The sequence below is a fragment of the Cellulosimicrobium sp. 22598 genome, from assembly GCF_052044445.1.
Classification (GTDB): Bacteria; Actinomycetota; Actinomycetes; order Actinomycetales; family Cellulomonadaceae; genus Cellulosimicrobium; species Cellulosimicrobium cellulans_G.
Map to the genome: position 1 here is coordinate 40,216 of NZ_JBQEMZ010000001.1, position 15,151 is coordinate 55,366.

14 protein-coding genes and 2 tRNA genes are annotated in these 15,151 nt (G+C 74.4%); 7 read left to right on the forward strand and 9 right to left on the reverse strand.

The genetic code is table 11. The features are described from left to right. Window positions 1-41 precede the first annotated feature (41 nt). On the forward strand, window positions 42-323 hold the full coding sequence (locus ACTJIY_RS00155) for an NDUFA4 family protein (protein WP_253049887.1): 282 nt from the start codon (window positions 42-44) through the stop codon (window positions 321-323). Between the two features lie 59 nt (window positions 324-382). Here the strand turns inward: ACTJIY_RS00155 and ACTJIY_RS00160 are convergent, their stop codons facing one another. The 3 genes from ACTJIY_RS00160 to ACTJIY_RS00170 form a co-directional block, all read right to left on the reverse strand. Next, complete coding sequence (locus tag ACTJIY_RS00160; RefSeq protein WP_353709121.1) at window positions 383-784, reverse strand: hypothetical protein; 402 nt, start codon at window positions 782-784, stop codon at window positions 383-385. Between the two features lie 62 nt (window positions 785-846). After that, window positions 847-1,788, reverse strand: coding sequence for a serine protein kinase RIO (locus tag ACTJIY_RS00165; protein ID WP_253049883.1), 942 nt, complete (start codon window positions 1,786-1,788; stop codon window positions 847-849). A 280-nt stretch (window positions 1,789-2,068) separates the two neighbouring features. Further along, complete coding sequence (locus tag ACTJIY_RS00170; protein WP_253049881.1) at window positions 2,069-2,896, reverse strand: metal-dependent hydrolase; 828 nt, start codon at window positions 2,894-2,896, stop codon at window positions 2,069-2,071. A gap of 328 nt (window positions 2,897-3,224) precedes the next feature. Between ACTJIY_RS00170 and ACTJIY_RS00175 the strand changes: the two genes are divergently transcribed. From ACTJIY_RS00175 to ACTJIY_RS00185, 3 genes are all read left to right on the forward strand, one after another. After that, a complete protein-coding gene (locus tag ACTJIY_RS00175; RefSeq protein ID WP_290444594.1) occupies window positions 3,225-3,356 on the forward strand; it encodes a hypothetical protein in 132 nt (43 codons plus the stop codon). A gap of 153 nt (window positions 3,357-3,509) precedes the next feature. After that, window positions 3,510-3,581: transfer RNA gene (locus ACTJIY_RS00180), tRNA-Arg, on the forward strand. Window positions 3,582-3,625: 44 nt separating this feature from the next. Then, window positions 3,626-3,701, forward strand: a tRNA-Arg gene (locus ACTJIY_RS00185). A gap of 18 nt (window positions 3,702-3,719) precedes the next feature. Here the strand turns inward: ACTJIY_RS00185 and ACTJIY_RS00190 are convergent. Beyond that, the gene (locus ACTJIY_RS00190; RefSeq protein ID WP_440673181.1) at window positions 3,720-4,535 is read right to left on the reverse strand and encodes a hypothetical protein; all 816 of its coding nucleotides are present in this window, start codon (window positions 4,533-4,535) and stop codon (window positions 3,720-3,722) included. 387 nt (window positions 4,536-4,922) lie between these two features. Here ACTJIY_RS00190 and ACTJIY_RS00195 point away from each other — a divergent pair, with 387 nt between their 5' ends. The 3 genes from ACTJIY_RS00195 to ACTJIY_RS00205 all read left to right on the forward strand — a co-directional run bounded on the left by ACTJIY_RS00195 (window position 4,923) and on the right by ACTJIY_RS00205 (window position 10,516). Further along, on the forward strand, window positions 4,923-6,368 hold the full coding sequence (locus tag ACTJIY_RS00195) for a ThuA domain-containing protein (protein WP_440673180.1): 1,446 nt from the start codon (window positions 4,923-4,925) through the stop codon (window positions 6,366-6,368). Between the two features lie 211 nt (window positions 6,369-6,579). Next, window positions 6,580-8,430, forward strand: a complete 1,851-nt coding sequence (locus ACTJIY_RS00200) for a DUF5979 domain-containing protein (protein WP_440673179.1) — start codon at window positions 6,580-6,582, stop codon at window positions 8,428-8,430. A 121-nt stretch (window positions 8,431-8,551) separates the two neighbouring features. Next, complete coding sequence (locus ACTJIY_RS00205) at window positions 8,552-10,516, forward strand: zf-HC2 domain-containing protein (protein WP_440673178.1); 1,965 nt, start codon at window positions 8,552-8,554, stop codon at window positions 10,514-10,516. 1 nt (window position 10,517) lies between these two features. Here the strand turns inward: ACTJIY_RS00205 and ACTJIY_RS00210 are convergent, their stop codons facing one another. From ACTJIY_RS00210 to ACTJIY_RS00230, 5 genes are all read right to left on the reverse strand, one after another. Further along, window positions 10,518-11,102, reverse strand: a complete 585-nt coding sequence (locus ACTJIY_RS00210; RefSeq protein WP_440673177.1) for a CueP family metal-binding protein — start codon at window positions 11,100-11,102, stop codon at window positions 10,518-10,520. A gap of 110 nt (window positions 11,103-11,212) precedes the next feature. Beyond that, window positions 11,213-12,262, reverse strand: a complete 1,050-nt coding sequence (locus ACTJIY_RS00215) for a phosphotriesterase family protein (protein ID WP_439157587.1) — start codon at window positions 12,260-12,262, stop codon at window positions 11,213-11,215. After that, on the reverse strand, window positions 12,259-13,365 hold the full coding sequence (locus tag ACTJIY_RS00220) for a DMT family transporter (protein WP_440673176.1): 1,107 nt from the start codon (window positions 13,363-13,365) through the stop codon (window positions 12,259-12,261). Before ACTJIY_RS00220 ends, ACTJIY_RS00215 begins: the two co-directional genes overlap by 4 nt. 36 nt (window positions 13,366-13,401) lie before the next feature. Then, window positions 13,402-14,322, reverse strand: coding sequence for a ribokinase (locus ACTJIY_RS00225; RefSeq protein ID WP_440673175.1), 921 nt, complete (start codon window positions 14,320-14,322; stop codon window positions 13,402-13,404). Then, entirely contained in the window at window positions 14,322-15,065 is a 744-nt protein-coding gene (locus ACTJIY_RS00230) for a glutamine amidotransferase (protein WP_440673174.1), read from the reverse strand. Before ACTJIY_RS00230 ends, ACTJIY_RS00225 begins: the two co-directional genes overlap by 1 nt. Between the last annotated feature and the right edge of the window lie 86 nt (window positions 15,066-15,151).

Consider the following 15,151-nt stretch of genomic DNA (forward strand, 5'->3'; position numbering starts at 1 on the left):
TCGGCACCCGCGCACCGGCTCACCGACGAGAGGACCCTGCGATGCCACCCCGTCTGACTCCCCGCACGATGCTCTGGACCGGGCTGGCGCTCGCGGTCGTCGGCGAGCTGTTCCGCAGCGTCCTCCTCCCGCGCGTGATGTTCAGCGTGCCCGTGCCGCTGGGCGTCCTCGAGGCCGCCTCCGTGCTGCTGCACGTCGTGTTCACCGGCGGCATCGTGCTGGCCGCCGGCTCGTTCCTGGTCCGGGCGCTGCAGCCCGACGACTCCCCGCGCAAGGAGGCGACCCCGACCCCGTGGGAGGACCGCGACAACCGGCTGTCCTGACCGGCGACCTGTCGGCGCGCCACGGATCCCTGGGCCCGTGACGCGCTGACCGGTCGACGCTACGGAGCGACCGGCGCGGTGACGCAGACCTCGAACGTGTCGCGCGCGCGGCGCAGCAGGTAGCGGACCTCCTGCGCCTCCTGCTCGTTGGCGTACTCGTCGCGGTAGCTCCAGCGCGCGTGCGCCCACACGAGCGCGTCGCCCACCTCCTCGACGCCGACGAGGTGGGCCACGACGCCCACGAGCCCGCGCTCGCGGAACCCGCGGGCGAGCTCGGCCGTCGACTCCCGGACGGCCTCCGGGTCGGCGAGGAGCACCGACCCGGTCGCCCCGACGACGAGCGCGGGGAACGCGTAGCTCTCGCCGATCGTGTCGAGGTCACCCGTCGAGAGCGCGACCCCGTAGGTCGTGAGGAACGTCTGGACGTCGTCGGCGTCGAAGGACTCGGTGGTGGGTTCCATGCTCCCGTTCTACCGCGTCCGTCCGGCGTCGGCGCGGTCGCGGCGCGGAGGGTGCGGTGCGGTCACCACGCCTCGGCGAGGAGGAGCGCGAAGAGCTCGTCGGCGTCGGTCTCCAGACCGCGCGCGGCGAACCACGCGGACATCGTGCGGCAGTCGCGCAGCAGGAGCTCGGTGCCGAACGGGTTGGCCACGAGGTCGACCACCTGCGGCAGGTCGATGATGACGAGCCGGTCGCCGTCCGCGAGGACGTTGTACGGGGAGAGGTCGCCGTGCGCGAAGCCGAGGCGTGCCAGCACCGCCATCCCGTCGCGGAGCTGGTCCCACCACGACGCGAGGAGGTCCGGGTCGGGCCGCGTGCGCGCGAGCCGTGGCGCGGCCTCGTGCGCGACGCCGTCCGACGTGCCGACGAACTCCATGAGGATCTCGTTGCCGTCGATCTGCACCGGGTAGGGCACGGGGGCGCCGGCCGACCACAGCTCGCCGAGCGCGGCGAACTCCGCCGCCGCCCACTGCCCGGCCGCGACCTGGCGGCCGTAGCGAGACTTGCGATCGAGCGCGCGCCGGTCGCGCGTGCGGCGCACGCGGCGGTCCTCGGTGTAGACGGTGTCGCGCCGGAACGCGCGGTGGTCGAGGTCCCGGTAGCGCTTGGCGGCGAGCAGCGAGCGCTGGGCGGCGTCGTCGGGGACGGCGCGCTCGACGAGGAACACGTCCGCCTCCTTGCCGGTCTTGAGCACGCCCAGCTCGGTGTCGACGGCCGCGTCGGCGGTGACCACCCAGTCGGGGCGCGGCTCGGGTCCGCGCTGCCCCTTCTCGACGGCGGACCACGTGGACCAGCGCTGGTCGTCGCCGAGCGCGGCGTCGAGGACGCCCGTGGCGGCACCGGCGTCGTCGAGGTCGGCGGCGTCGTCATGGCGCCGCAGGCGGCGGGGAGGGGGAGTGCGGGGGTCTCCCGCGAACGTCGGCGGGAGGTACGGGTCGGGGTACAGCAGGTCGTGCTCGGGCACGGGTGGGCTCCTTCGGGCGGGGAGCGCACGGCGCTGCCGTCGCCTCGGGGGCGAGCGGCGGGCGCGGGCCGTCTCACGGGACGGGCCCTGGACCGTCTAGCGGCGGTCGGTGCTCCCGGGGGTGGTGGACACGCGAGCGTGGGTCGTCCAGCTCATGGCGTTCCTCCTTCCTCCGGTGCCCGACGGCGCGGGCGACGTCTCGTGACCGTCCCACCCGGGCGCGGCCCGGGGCAAGCGAATTACCGTCGGTCGTCGGTCGTCGGTCGTCGGGCGGGGCGGCTCACGCGGCGCCGGTGGCCAGCGCCTGGATCGCCGATGCGACGCGCTCGTACGTCCCGTAGGTGTCGTAGCCCATCTGGTCGAGCGCGGACCACACGAACCCGACCGTCGCGTAGAGGCCGACGGCCGTCGCGAGGATCCACTCGCGCACGGAGCCGGTGTCGCCGAGCAGGGGCAGGGCGAAGCTGCCGCTGGGGCGCCACACGTCGTCGACGACGAGGGACCGACGCACCCAGCGTGGGGAGCGGATCTTCACCGGCCACAGCAGCGGCGCGCCGTTGGTCGTGAGCACGTCGCCCAGGATGTGCACGGTCACGCCGATCCCGACGGCGACCGGGAGCCAGTTCCACTCCTCGGGGGAGAAGAGCGCGACGAGCACCGCGACGGTGAGCGACGTGACCCACGGCATGAGCTTGCCGCGCCGCGTGAGCTTGAGCGCCTTGAGCGCGAGGGCGACGAGCAGGACCGCGAGGAGGCCGCCGCCCACGTAGACCGTGCCGAAGCTCTCCGTCTCGACCGTGACCAGCCCGACGAGCCACGCGAGCGCCGTGAACACCGCGATGCCGAGGAACGAGTGCGTGCCCTGCCGGTGGCCGCCGGAGACCGTCTCGACGGCGTCGGACACCCACTCGCTCACGGGCGGGAGCGAGTGCGCGAACGTGCCGTTGTGGTGGTCCGCGTCCGGGAGGAGGGCGGCCCCGGCGCACACGACGGCGCCCGTCATGACGCCGACCGACGACACGGGGTGCCACCCGAGCGCGAACGGCGCGGTGGACGTCACCGCCACCCAGGCGGCGGCTCCGGTCGCGGCGTGGTGGGCGCCCATCATGGCGGTGGGTCTCCTGTCGTCGGCCCCGGCCGGGTGGTTCGTCGGCGTCGGGAGGTGTTGTCCGGAACGTCCGGAACCCTACCGGGTGCCGCCGACAGCGCCGGAGGGCCGTCAGGGCGCGGATGTCCCGGTCGGGAGAAAAGTGTGCCAAGCGCCGACGGGCTCTGGAGGTGTCCGCCGGACCGGCCCCGGACGGCGGAGCTCGCAGCGCATTTCCGATGAATTCTGGAAATGAGGTTGTGTCGAACCGAAAAGGCGCGTACGGTCTTCCTCGGTCGACGACATTCCGGTGCGTGGGCCACCCGACATGACCGAGAGGAGCAGTGCCGTGCGCGAACCCGTCCAGCAGGACCGGCGACGTCCCGTGCTGCCCTGCGAGCAGCCGCGCGTCGTGCTGCCCGCGGTGTATCTCGGCGTGTCCTCGTTCCTCGCCGGCGACTCCGGCGGTCCTGTCGTCTGACCCAGCGTCGCACGACAGGCCGTCCCGGACATCGCCGGGACGGCTTTTTTCTTGTGCATGAACGCGCCCCGGCCGGGGCGCATTTCTCGTGCTGTCATTCGGATCTTTTCGCCGCCGGTGCGCATTTGTCGTGCGCCGGTGGAGAAGAGCGCTGCCTTCGTGGTCCAACGGACACGACGCCGCTCTACGGAAGCGGAGACGGGGGTTCGACTCCCTCCGAGGGCACCTGGACGCCTCGCGTCCCGTCTGCTCGACGTTAAGGAGCACCAGCGCGCGTAGCTCAGCGGACAGAGCGCCGGCTTCCGGAGCCGGGCGGCGGGGGTTCGAGTCCTCCCGCGCGCACCAGACCGCGACGATCCATCGTCATGGACTGTTGGGAGTGATGGCGGCCTCTGCCTTGTGCAGCCGCCAACGCCGCATCGAGATGCTCTGGACTGTTCGTCCGAGCGCTTCGGCGGCTTCGTCCTGCGGAAGCTTGAGGACGATCGCGTCCTCGGCTGGTGTCCAGCGTTTGCGCACGATTCCGTACCGACTCTCGCGACCCGGTTCCGGTCGCCACGCCGCGACGGCCTCCGCGAGTCGTTGCTTACGGTCGATTCCGAGAGCGTCAGGCGAATGCCATGCCCATCGAGCGAGGGTGGCGGCGGCGAGGTTCGCGACCATGATGTTCATGACACCGTCACGTGTGTTCGGCTTTGCGCTCCTTCGCACGCCGCAGACGTCCGCGATCACCGAGCAGAAGTACGTGGCGAGCGACGGACTCGCGGTGACCAGGCTGACGAAGGGTACGCCGGTCGCTGTGAACCCCACAGACCCGTCACCGTCGAGCACGCCACGGACATAGTCCGGCGCTGAGAAGGGTGCCGATGGCGGACCGACGGTGGAGCTCTTTCGTCCTGGTGTGACACCGAACGAGGCCAGCTGCTGTCGGGCTGTCTGGTCGAAGATCCCTAGAACTGCCGTGGCGTAGTCCGCGCTGAAGTTCGTCGTGCGTTGCCTGAGCCGGACGGACGAGTAGCACGGGAGCAACGACGAGATCTCGTCCAGCACGCCGCGGTCTCGTGCGGAGAGCTCCAGCGTGATCCGTCCTCTGTGGTTCGGGTCGCCGTGATGGCTACCGTCGGTCTGAAGCAGACCCACGATGTAGGCGATCTCGGGTCGCCGTGCATCCCAGAACATAGGGTCGCATCGTTCCAGCAGCCACCCACACTTCCGTTGTGCCGCGGGGAGGCGGACGACGAAGGTGCACCCGTGGGGTCGGCGCCGTCGGCCATGGCTCCAAGGTCCAGCGGCGTAGTCGTGCCTGTGGAGATCCTGGGGGCGCGCGCTGTGCCCGGATGGTGCTGCGCGTCCATGCGGTGGGAGCGGGTGAGATCGGTGCGCCACGGTCGTTGAATCCTTGACTTTTGATCGGTCGCCGTCAAAACTCGCGGCATCGGCAGCAGCCGACGTCCACGCACGCAGGAGTGCGCGCCGCCGGGCCTGGAGATGTCCCCTGGAGATCGACCGGCGGTCGGCCGGGGGCCGGCGCCGGCCAGCGCTCTCGACGACGAGGGAGAAGCACGCATGGATTTGTTCAGCGGTACGACGGTCAGGCGGGCGGTGGCGGCCGCGGTCGCGCTGCCCCTCGCGGGAGGGGCGACGCTCGTGGCCGCGGGGCCGGCGCCCGCCGACGAGGAGGACTACAAGATCCTCGTCGTCGGCAAGACGCTCGGGTTCCGGCACTCGCACATCGACGACACGACGCGCGCGCTGATCGAGCTCGGTGAGGACAACGGTTTCACGGTCGACGTGTGGGACCCGCCGAACGACTCCGCGGGCTGGTGGGGGAGCGGCTCGCCGGGCCAGCCCGACCTCACGCTCGACTCGACGCCGTTCACGAGCGCGGAGGACCTGTCGCAGTACGCGACCCTGGTCTTCGTCTCGCCGGTCGACAACACCAACTCGCTCGACCCGGCGGCGCCGCGCCTGCTCGACGACACCGAGCTCGCGGCGCTCCAGGGCTACATCCACGACGGCGGCGGGTTCGTCGGGCTGCACGCCGCGACGGACACGATGCACACCGTCCCCTGGTACAGCGAGCTGACGGGCGGCGGCGCGCGGTTCGTCAGCCACCCGCAGCAGCAGACGGCGACGATGCGCGTCGAGAGCCCGTCGCACCCCTCGACCGCGCACCTGCCGGCCGTCTGGGAGCGGTTCGACGAGTGGTACAACTACTCGGTCAACCCTCGCGCGGACGTGCACGTGCTCGTCACGCTCGACGAGTCGACGTACTCGCCCGGCAACGGCGCGATGGGCGAGGACCACCCGCTCTCGTGGTGCCAGAACTTCGAGGGCGGCCGCTCCTGGTACGAGGGCGCCGGGCACACCGACGAGTCCTGGACGGACCCGCTCTTCCGCGAGCACGTGCTCAAGGGCGTCGAGTGGACCGCGGGCGTCGTCGAGGGCGGCGGCAACTGCGTGACGTTCCCCGAGGTCGACGGCGTCGTGGCCGGCCTGGACACCTCCGCGGTGGGCGACAGCGTGATCGCGGGCGCGATCACCTCGCTGCTCGGCAGCGCGCGCGCCGCGGCCGAGGCGGGCGACCCCGCGACCGCGGTCCAGGTGCTCGGCGGCGCGCGGTCGCTCGTCGACCACCTGTCCGCGGCCGCGGGAGACCGGGACCTGCTCGCGTCCAAGATCGACGACCTCGTCGACTGGCAGACCGGGCTCGTCGACGACGGCCCGGCGATCGACCTCGCGGCCGAGGCCGAGCTGCGGACCATGGGCGGCAAGCAGTACGTCGCCGTGCGCGTGCTCAACGAGGACGACGCCCCCGTCGACATCACCCTCGCGACGCCGTACGGCAGCAAGGAGTACGCCGACGTGGCGCCCGGGAAGAACGCCTACCAGGCGTTCGCGACCCGGCTCGTCGAGGCCCCGGCCGGAGAGGTGACCGTCACGGCCACCGTCGAGCGCGACGGCGAGACCGTCACCGAGGAGATCGTGCTCGCCTACGCCGGCACGGCCTGACGCGTCGCTCCGCGCACCCGACGGCGCCCGTCGCACCTGCGTGCGACGGGCGCCGTCGCGCGTCCCGGCACGGTCGCGGCGCCCCGGGCCGGGCTGCACGGACCACCGCTCCGCCGTCGAGCCGGTGTGACGTCCGACACGTCGCGTGATGATCCGCCTCGCGTCGCGTCCTCACTCCTGGACGACCGTCCAGAAGTGAAGGAGAACCGCCGTGCCCCCCACCGCCCGCCCCCCGCGCGCGAGCACCTCGCCCGCGCGCCGCGCCCTCGCCGGCGCGGTCGCGCTGCTGCTCGCCCTGCTGGGCCTCGCCGCCGTCCCCACGGCCGCGAGCGCCACCGAGCTCGACGCGATCACCGGCGTCGAGATCACCCGACCCACCGGGGAGATCCACCAGTGGGACTCGATCCGCCTCGACGCCACCTGGGCCGTGCCCGACGGCGCGCGCCCGGGCGACACGTTCCGCCTCGCGCTCCCCACGAGCCCCCGCATCGTCGGGTTCACCGACACGTTCGACCTCGCCGACCCTTCGGGGGCGGTGGTCGGATCGTGCACCGTGGACGAGTCGCAGTTCGTCTGCACGCTCGGCGACTACGTCGCGACGCACACGGGGGTCGCGGGGACGCTGTTCTTCTGGGCCCAGGTCACCGAGACGACCGACGCCGACGTGCTCGTGTTCACCACGGGCGGCGGCGTCGAGATCCGCGTCGACGTCCCCGGCGGCATCGGCGAGGGCGAGGGCGGCGGAGGCTGGCAGCCGCCCACCTACCCCGTCAAGGGCGGGTGGTACGACCGCTCGGCCGACGTCGTGCGCTGGGACGTGTACGTGCCCGGCCAGTACCTCACGGGCCCGGACGGCGACCCGGTCGTGCTCACGGACACGTTCGACCCGCGCCTCACCCTGGTCGAGGGCAGCGTCGGGGCGCTCGCGGTGCCCGTCGACCGCTGGGACGACGGCGACTTCTGGGACGCGGGCTTCTGGATGGATCCTGCGGACTACGTCGTCGAGACGGGACCGGCCGCGAACCAGTTCCGGTTCAGCGTGCCCGACGCCCACGGAGCCGACTACGTCTACGTGCTCACGTACGCGACCGCGGTCCCCGACGACGCGCGCGACGGCGACCGGTACGAGAACACGGTGACCGGCCTCGCGGTCGGCGACGTCGAGGCGTCCGCGGAGTACGCGGGCGCCGGCGGGACCGGCGGGGGCGAGGGCGTGCGCTCGATCCGGCTCACCAAGCAGCTCGACGGCGACGCCGCGGAGGGCGTGACCGGTCCGTTCGGGTTCGAGCTGGTCTGCACCGACGCGGACGGGGAGACGCTGGCCGGGTTCCCCCGTGCCGCCACGCTCTCCGCCGGGGGCACGACGACCTTCGCGGGCGTGCCGGTGGGTGCCGTGTGCGGGCTGACCGAGACGGACGACGGCGGAGCCGACCGCGTGACCTTCGCCCCCGCCGGCCCGATCGAGGTCACGGCGGCCTCGCCCGCGACGATCGACGTCGTCGCGACGAACACCTTCGACGCGCACGTCGGGGGGATCGCCGTGACCAAGCGCGTGACGGGGGCCGCCGCCGACGCCGTGGCCGAGGGGACCACGTTCGTCGTCGCCTACGCGTACGAGGGTCCCGAGGGCGAGGTGACCGGGGAGCTGGTCGTCACCGACGGGTCCACGGCGTCGCTCGCGGACCTGCCCGCGGGCACGGTCGTCACGCTCGCCGAGGCCGCTCCCGCGGCGCTCGACGGGGTGGCGTGGCGGGCGCCGTCGTTCTCCGGCGAGGGGGTCGAGGTGCTCGCGGACGGTGCGGCGCGCGTCGTGGTCGGCGACGGCACGACGGCGGAGGTCGTCCTGACGAACGAGGCCGACGTCCCGGACGTGCCCGCCGAGCCCGGCGGCCCCGCGGAGACCGCCGAGCCCCCGGCACCCGGGACGCAGCCCAGCACGCCGGCCCCGAACGGGGCCCTGGCGGTCACCGGCACGACCCTCGGTGTCGCGGCCCTCGTCGCGGCACTGCTCGTCGCGACCGGGGTGGTGGTCGTCGTCGCGCGGCGCCGCGCCCGGGCCTGAGGGACCTGGGCGGGGTGACGTTCGTCACCGCGAGGCCGTCCCGGCGTCATGATCGTGCGCCGGGGCGGTCTCTCCACCAGAGGGGTCGCGCCGACCGCGCTGCCCCGGACGAGAGGCGACCATGCACGCGCACCACCAGACCGCAGCCGTCGGCACCCGGGCCGGCGCGGTCCCGCACGACGAGCACGACGTCGAGCCCGCTCCCGCGCGGGACGACGTCGAGCTCGCCGACGCCGTGCGCGCGGGGGACGTCGACGCCTACGCGGAGCTCTGGGGGCGCCACGCCGGGGCCGGGAGGGCCGCGGCGCGGCGTCTCACCGCGACCTACGACCCCGACGACCTCCTCCAGGAGGCGTTCGCGCGCATCCTGCACGCCCTCCAGGCGGGGGCCGGCCCGACGGGCCCGTTCCGCCCCTACCTCTACACGACGCTGCGCGCGGTCGCCGCGTCGTGGTCGCGCACGCCCGCCCCGTTCCCCGTCGACGAGGTCCCCGAGGTCGCCGACGCGCGGGACGCCACGACCGAGGTGCTCGAGCGGTCGGTCACGGTGCGGGCGTTCCGACGCCTGCCCGAGCGCTGGCAGTCCGTGCTCTGGTACACGGAGGTCGAGGGGATGGAGCCGCGCGAGGCGGGGCCGCTCCTGGGCCTGTCCGCGCCCGCCACGGCCGCGCTCGCGTACCGGGCGCGCGAGGGGCTGCGCCGGGAGTGGCTGCAGGCCCACGTCGAGACCGACGCCGTCGCGCCGGAGTGCCGCTGGACGGCCGAGCGTCTGGGCGACCATGCGCGCGGCACGCTCTCGCCGAGCGCCCGCGACCGCGTCGAGGACCACCTGACGGGGTGCCTCGCGTGCTCGATCCTCGCCGAGGAGGTGGACGACGTCGCCTCGCGCCTGCGCCTCGTGCTGCTGCCGCTCGTCCTCGGCGTGCCGGCCGCCCTCGGGGCCGCGGGCACGGTCATCGCACCCACGGCCGCCACGGCCGCCGCGTCCCCGGTCGCCCCGGCCGCCACGTCCCACGCCGCGGCCACCCCGGTCGCGACCTCCGCCGGCGCGGGCGGCGCAGCCGGCGCGCTCCCGGGCCTCGTCCTCGGGGGCGTGGCGGCGACGGCCGTCGCGGCGGTCGTGGGCGTCGGCGCCGTCGCCGGGTGGTGGGGCGGCGGCGAACCGACGCCGGCAGCAGGGCAGGCCGTGGGCGCGCTCGCCTCCCCGGGCGTGCAGGCCGACGAGGTGCCGGGCGCCCCCGCCGCGCCCGAGGACGAGGCGCACGGGCCGGCCGTCGAGCCCGGCACGGCGCCCGACGCCGCACCGGACGCCGCCCCGGGCCCCGCCGACGTGCCCACGACGGGCCCGCTCGACCCCGGGCCGGTACCCAGCACCGGGACGGCGCCGCCCCCCGTCACGGGGCCGTCGATCCCGGCCGTCGAGATCCCTCCCACCCCGGCACCGCCGCCCGCGCCGGAGCCCTCGGAACCGGACCCGGGCACGGACCCGGGCACGGAGGAGCCCGCGCCGCAGCCCCCGGCGGCCCCGGTCGTCGCGTCGGCCCCGGCACCCGGTGCGCTCGCGGTGTTCCCGGTGCTGCGCGGCACCGGCGCCCCCGGCGCGACGATCCGGGTCCTGGACGCGGCGGGCGCCGTCGTCGGGACGGCAGAGGCCGGGCACGACGGCGCGTGGGAGGCGGTCGCCGACGGTCTCGGCGCCGCGGGCGAGCACCGGCTCCGGGTGGTGCAGGTGGTCGAGGGCGTCACGTCCGCGCCGTCCGTGCCGCTGGGGCCGTTCGCCTTCGACGTGCCCGTGCTGCTCTCGCCCGGCCCCGGGGCGACGGTCACGGGACGGCCTTCCGGCCTGCCGTGGGAGCCCACGGGCTACGCGGTCGACGCCGAGATCGCCGGGACCCCCGGGCTGGTCGTCGAGGCCTTCGTCGACGACCGTCCGACGGGCAACCTCCACACGCTCGCCGACGCGCCGCTGGTCCGGCAGGTGACCGGGCTCTCGCTCGGCGAGCACTCGCTCGGGCTGCGCGTCGTCGACCCCGCGACCGGGGAGCACGGCCCCGTCGTCACGACGCGCTTCACCGTCGTCGGCTGAGTCAGACGAGCTGCAACGACGTGAGGCAGGTGGGGTCGTCGGCGCCCGTCGAGACGGTCGTCGTGCCGACCCGCCCCTCGTGCTCCACGCGCAGCTCGGCGTCCACGTCGCGCGGGAGCCAGAGGCCGACGAACCCGTTCGCGCCGAGCGTCGTGTCCTCCTCGACGAGGACCTCGCCGGTCGCCGCGTCGACGACCGTGACGGACACGGGCTCGTCCGCGAGCTCGCCCTGGCACGTCGTCAGCGAGTGGTAGAAGCACTCGTGCGTCTCGTCCACGAAGGGCGCGACCGAGAGGTAGAACGTGTCCTCGGGCAGCGGGACCGTGGTCTCGTACGTCTCGTCCGCGAGCACGAGCTCCGCCGCGCGGACCGAGGCGACGAGGTCGGTCGGCCGGTCGGCCGTCTCGAGGCCTTCGAGCCGGTCGACGACCTCCTGGCCGCTGAGCCCGGCGAGGTCGTGACGGTCGAGCAGCGCGTCCAGCGCGGAGGGTTCGGGGGAGTCGCCGGACCCGCCGGAGCAGCCGGCGAGCACGAGGGTGGTGGCGGCCACGGCGGCCACGAGGGTCGGGAGGGCACGTCGTCTCATGCGCCGATCCTCTCAGAGCGCGACGCCCTGACCAGGGCCGGAGGTCCCGGGCGCGCCGACGGCCGGGACCCGTGCGGGTCCCGGCCGTGCGGGTGGCGGACGGCGTCGCGTCACGCGGTGAGCATCGCCACCGGGTTGTCGTGGGTGAGCCGGGCGAGCACGTCGCGCGGCACGCCGCGCGACGCGAGCATCTCCGTGAAGACGGTCGGGACGTACGCGAACCCGTTGCCGCCGTGCTGCACCCACATCTGCTTGAGGAACACGTCGTGGCTGAGCAGCACCTGGCCCGCGTGGCCGGCCTCGACGAGGCGCTGCACCGCGGTCGCGGTCGTGTGCGGGTCGGGGGACACGCCCTCCTTCGGGAAGGTGATGTCCATGCCGACCATGTCGAACTCGAGCCAGACGCCGCGCTCGGCCACGGACCGCTGGTAGTCCGGGTCGTCGGCGGACGGGTCCATGTGGCACAGCACGACCTTCTCCGGGCGCACGCCCACCTCGTCGAGCACGAGGTCGAGCACCTCGTGCGCGCGGCGCTGCCACCCGGGCAGGTGCACCTGGAGCGCCACGTGCGGGTGCTCGCGCTGCGCGAGGGCCGCCGCGCGCAGCGACGCGGCCTCGCCCGCGGTGAACGACGGCGAGACGCCGATCTCGCCGATGATGCCGGGCCGCACGCCGGTCCCGCCGATCCCGTCGGCGAGCTCCGCGACGATCGCCGACGCCTGCGCGTCCACGGCCGCCGCGGCGATGCGGTCGCCCTCGAACTTCTCGAGGTACGCGCCGCAGCCCGCGACCACGTGCAGGCCCGTCCGGCGGGCCACCTCCGCGAGGCGCTCGGGGTTGCGCCCGATCGCGGCGCTCGACGTCGCGTCGACGATCGTGCGCCCGCCCAGCGCGGCGAAGCTCTCGAGCTCCGCGGCGACCGCGGCGACCGGCTTGTCGGCGATGTTGTCCGCGCAGCAGTACGGGTCCTGGCGCAGCGCCCACGCGACCGACGCGGAGACCGGGGCCTCGACGACCGCCGCGGAGAAGCGGTAGCTCGGCGGGTCGAGCACGCCCGACAGGTCGTTGAAGAGGTGCTCGTGCGGGAGCGTGAGGCCGAGGTCGGCGGCCGCGGCGCGGCCGGTGACCGTCTGGACGTGGCCGGCGGGCGTGACGCTCATCGCCCGCTCGCCTCGCCCGCCTCGCCGCCCGCGACCGCCGCGGCCACGGCGTCCTCGTGCGCTCCGTCGCCCGGCTCGTCGGGATGGGCCGCCTTGCCCGACGGGATCATGCCGATCCCCGCGGCCACGAGCGCGATGACCGTGCCGATCACGGTCGCGACGTGCACGGTGTGCCCGAGCGCCGGGATCGCGGCGTCGAGGACGAGCGAGCCGACGAGCTGGCCCGCGACCGACGCGAGGCCCAGCAGCAGCAGGCCGAGGCCGCGCACGAGGAGCGCCATGAGCGCGATGGACAGCAGGCCGAGCGGACCGCCCAGGTACATCCACCACTCGCCCGGGAGCTGGAAGTCGACGCCGCCCGTGGCTGCCCGCACCAGGTAGGCGATCAGCAGGGCCGTGAAGCCCACGAGGAAGTTCCAGCCGATCGAGACGAGCATCGACCCGGTGACGTCGGCGACGGCCGCGTTCCCGGCCGGCTGCCAGCCCGCGAGCAGGCCGCCCACGAACGGCATGATCGCCAGGACGATCGTGTGCGGCACGGAGAAGCTCGGCGAGATGACGACGACGGTCGCCGCGATGGCGAGCGCGGCGCCCAGGAGTCGCGTCGCGGTGAGCGGCTGCTTGACCGACGCCGTGACGCCGAGGCGGTCGCAGATGACGCCGGAGATCACGAGGCCGGAGATGAGCGAGATCTGGAACGTGGCCACACCGAGGACGCCGACGGTGACGCCCTCGGAGAGGACGATGACGGCGCCGCACAGGCCCGCGAGGTAGTTCCACCACGGGATGGTGCGCGAGCGGATCAGGCCGGGGATCGCGAGCGCCTCGCGCCGGGTGGCGGGGCGCGCGAACACGACGACGAACATGAGGACCAGGCCGGTCCCGAACGAGATGAGGGCGGCGGCGTGCCCGTCGCCGATCGTCTTGCCGAGCTGGCCGTTGACGGCCGCCTGCATCGGGCCGAGGGCCCCCGCGAGGACGGTCGCGACGACGAGCAGGGCGGTCGCGGTGTCCTTGACCCTGCTGCGGCGGGCTGACGAGTTCAGAGCACCTCCCTGAGTGCCGGACGGGGAACCGGTGGTCGCCGGCGTGGTGTGCTTCATTGCGTGACCGTGCCTTCCTCCGACGGTACGTCGGACTTAGCTGTGGAGCGGAATCCTGGTGCCCTCGGGGGCCAGGTCGGCGGCGCGCGGCAGGGAGTCGACGGCGCCGTGGCGGGTGGTGGTGGAGGCGGCGACGTGCGCCGCCCAGCGGGCGGACTCGACGAGGTCGCCGCCGTGGAGGAGGCCGTCCGCGAGCGCCGCGCAGAACGAGTCGCCGGCGGCGGTCGTGTCGACGGCGTCGACGCGCTCCGCCGGGACGGTGACGGGTGCGCCTCCCGCGGGGACGACGAGCGCGCCGTCGGCCCCGAGGGTGACGACGACGTCCCCGGGGTGGTCGAGCGCGCGCACCATGGCGAGCACCTCGTCCTCGCCGGCCGGCTCGGTGGTCGCGCCGACGAGGGTCGCAAGCTCGAACCGGTTGGGCACGAGCACGCGGAACGCGGCGCGCACGTCGGCCGGCAGCGGGACGGCGGGCGCCGGGTTGAGGACCGTGGTGCCCGTCGCGGTGGCGGCGACGGCGCGCAGCGCGCCGAGCGGCGTCTCGCACTGGCACAGGACGGCGGCCGCGTCGCGGACGAGGTCGTCGCGCTCGGCGACGAACGCCTCGTCGACGACGGCGTTCGCGCCGGGCTCGATGACGATCGTCGACTCGGGCTGCTCCCACAGCACGACGGCGACGCCGGTGGGGCGGTCCGCCGTCGCGAGGCCGTCGAGGACGAGGCCCTCGGCGGCGAGGCGGCGGCGGATCGCGCGGCCGTCGTCGTCGTCGCCGACGGCGCCGACCATGGCGACGCGGCGGCCGAGCCGGGCGGCGGCGACGGCCTGGTTGGCGCCCTTGCCGCCGGGGGAGCGGACGAGGCCCGTCGCGGAGACGGTCTCGCCCGAGCGGGGCAGGCGGTCGACGGTCAGCCGGAGGTCCATGTTCAGGCTGCCGACGACCACCACCTCGGGCGTCATCAGCCCGCGAGCCAGGTGACGGCCTGGCCGAACAGCGGGCCGTAGCCGGCCCAGTCCATGAACTCGCGCGGGGCCCAGTGCGGGGAGATGTCGGAGGCGAACGCGAGCGTGCGCCCCTCGCCCTCGGTGCGGACGGCGACGAGCGGGCGGCCCTCGATGGTGGCCAGGACGGTCGCGTCGGCCTTGGCGGTGAGGCGCTGGTAGCCGAGGAGGATCGGCCACTCGCGGTCGAGGCCCGCGGTGACGGGGTGCTCGACGTCGGTCAGGGTGCCGCCGATGCCCTCGGGGGTCTCCTCGCGGTCGTCGTACGGGAGGATGTCGACGGGCAGGACGGCCTCGACGGCGGTGCCGTGGTAGTTGGCCTTGGCCTGGAAGCCCTGGAAGCTGAGGTAGCCGCCGGCCATCATGAGGCCGCCGCCGCGGCGGACCCACTCGGCGAGGAGCTTGAGCCGGTTCGGGAACGGGCGCCCCTGGGAGAACACGATCGGCGGGAGCAGGAGCGAGTTGGCGCCGATGTCGGACAGGATCACGACGTCGTAGGCGTCGAGCTCGTCGAGCGTGGAGGGGAAGTCCTCGGCGACGAGGTGCGAGGGCAGGTGCGTGACCTCGTGGCCCTCGGCGGCCAGCGCCTCGAGCAGGCGCGCGCACCCGACCTCGAGCTGGGCGTGGGGGAACGCGTCGTACCCCTTGTAGTCGGTGGTCGCGTTGATCCACGACTCCCCGGCGAGCAGAACCCGGCTCATCCCGGCCTCCTTGCGATCAGGTCGCGCGGCGACGTCGGCGACGACGTTGCGCAACGTTGTGTGGCGTTGCGCAAGACCGTAGGGTG

What these genes read in the sequence shown, in the direction of transcription:
- ACTJIY_RS00190 (WP_440673181.1), bottom strand. Translation starts at nt 4,535, where the DNA reads ATGTTCTGGGATGCACGGCGACCCGAGATCGCCTACATCGTGGGTCTG.
- ACTJIY_RS00210 (WP_440673177.1), bottom strand. Translation starts at nt 11,102, where the DNA reads ATGAGACGACGTGCCCTCCCGACCCTCGTGGCCGCCGTGGCCGCCACC.
- ACTJIY_RS00225 (WP_440673175.1), bottom strand. Translation starts at nt 14,322, where the DNA reads ATGACGCCCGAGGTGGTGGTCGTCGGCAGCCTGAACATGGACCTCCGG.
- ACTJIY_RS00160 (WP_353709121.1), bottom strand. Translation starts at nt 784, where the DNA reads ATGGAACCCACCACCGAGTCCTTCGACGCCGACGACGTCCAGACGTTC.
- ACTJIY_RS00220 (WP_440673176.1), bottom strand. Translation starts at nt 13,365, where the DNA reads ATGAAGCACACCACGCCGGCGACCACCGGTTCCCCGTCCGGCACTCAG.
- ACTJIY_RS00230 (WP_440673174.1), bottom strand. Translation starts at nt 15,065, where the DNA reads ATGAGCCGGGTTCTGCTCGCCGGGGAGTCGTGGATCAACGCGACCACC.
- ACTJIY_RS00215 (WP_439157587.1), bottom strand. Translation starts at nt 12,262, where the DNA reads ATGAGCGTCACGCCCGCCGGCCACGTCCAGACGGTCACCGGCCGCGCC.
- ACTJIY_RS00195 (WP_440673180.1), top strand. Translation starts at nt 4,923, where the DNA reads ATGGATTTGTTCAGCGGTACGACGGTCAGGCGGGCGGTGGCGGCCGCG.
- ACTJIY_RS00170 (WP_253049881.1), bottom strand. Translation starts at nt 2,896, where the DNA reads ATGATGGGCGCCCACCACGCCGCGACCGGAGCCGCCGCCTGGGTGGCG.
- ACTJIY_RS00155 (WP_253049887.1), top strand. Translation starts at nt 42, where the DNA reads ATGCCACCCCGTCTGACTCCCCGCACGATGCTCTGGACCGGGCTGGCG.
- ACTJIY_RS00205 (WP_440673178.1), top strand. Translation starts at nt 8,552, where the DNA reads ATGCACGCGCACCACCAGACCGCAGCCGTCGGCACCCGGGCCGGCGCG.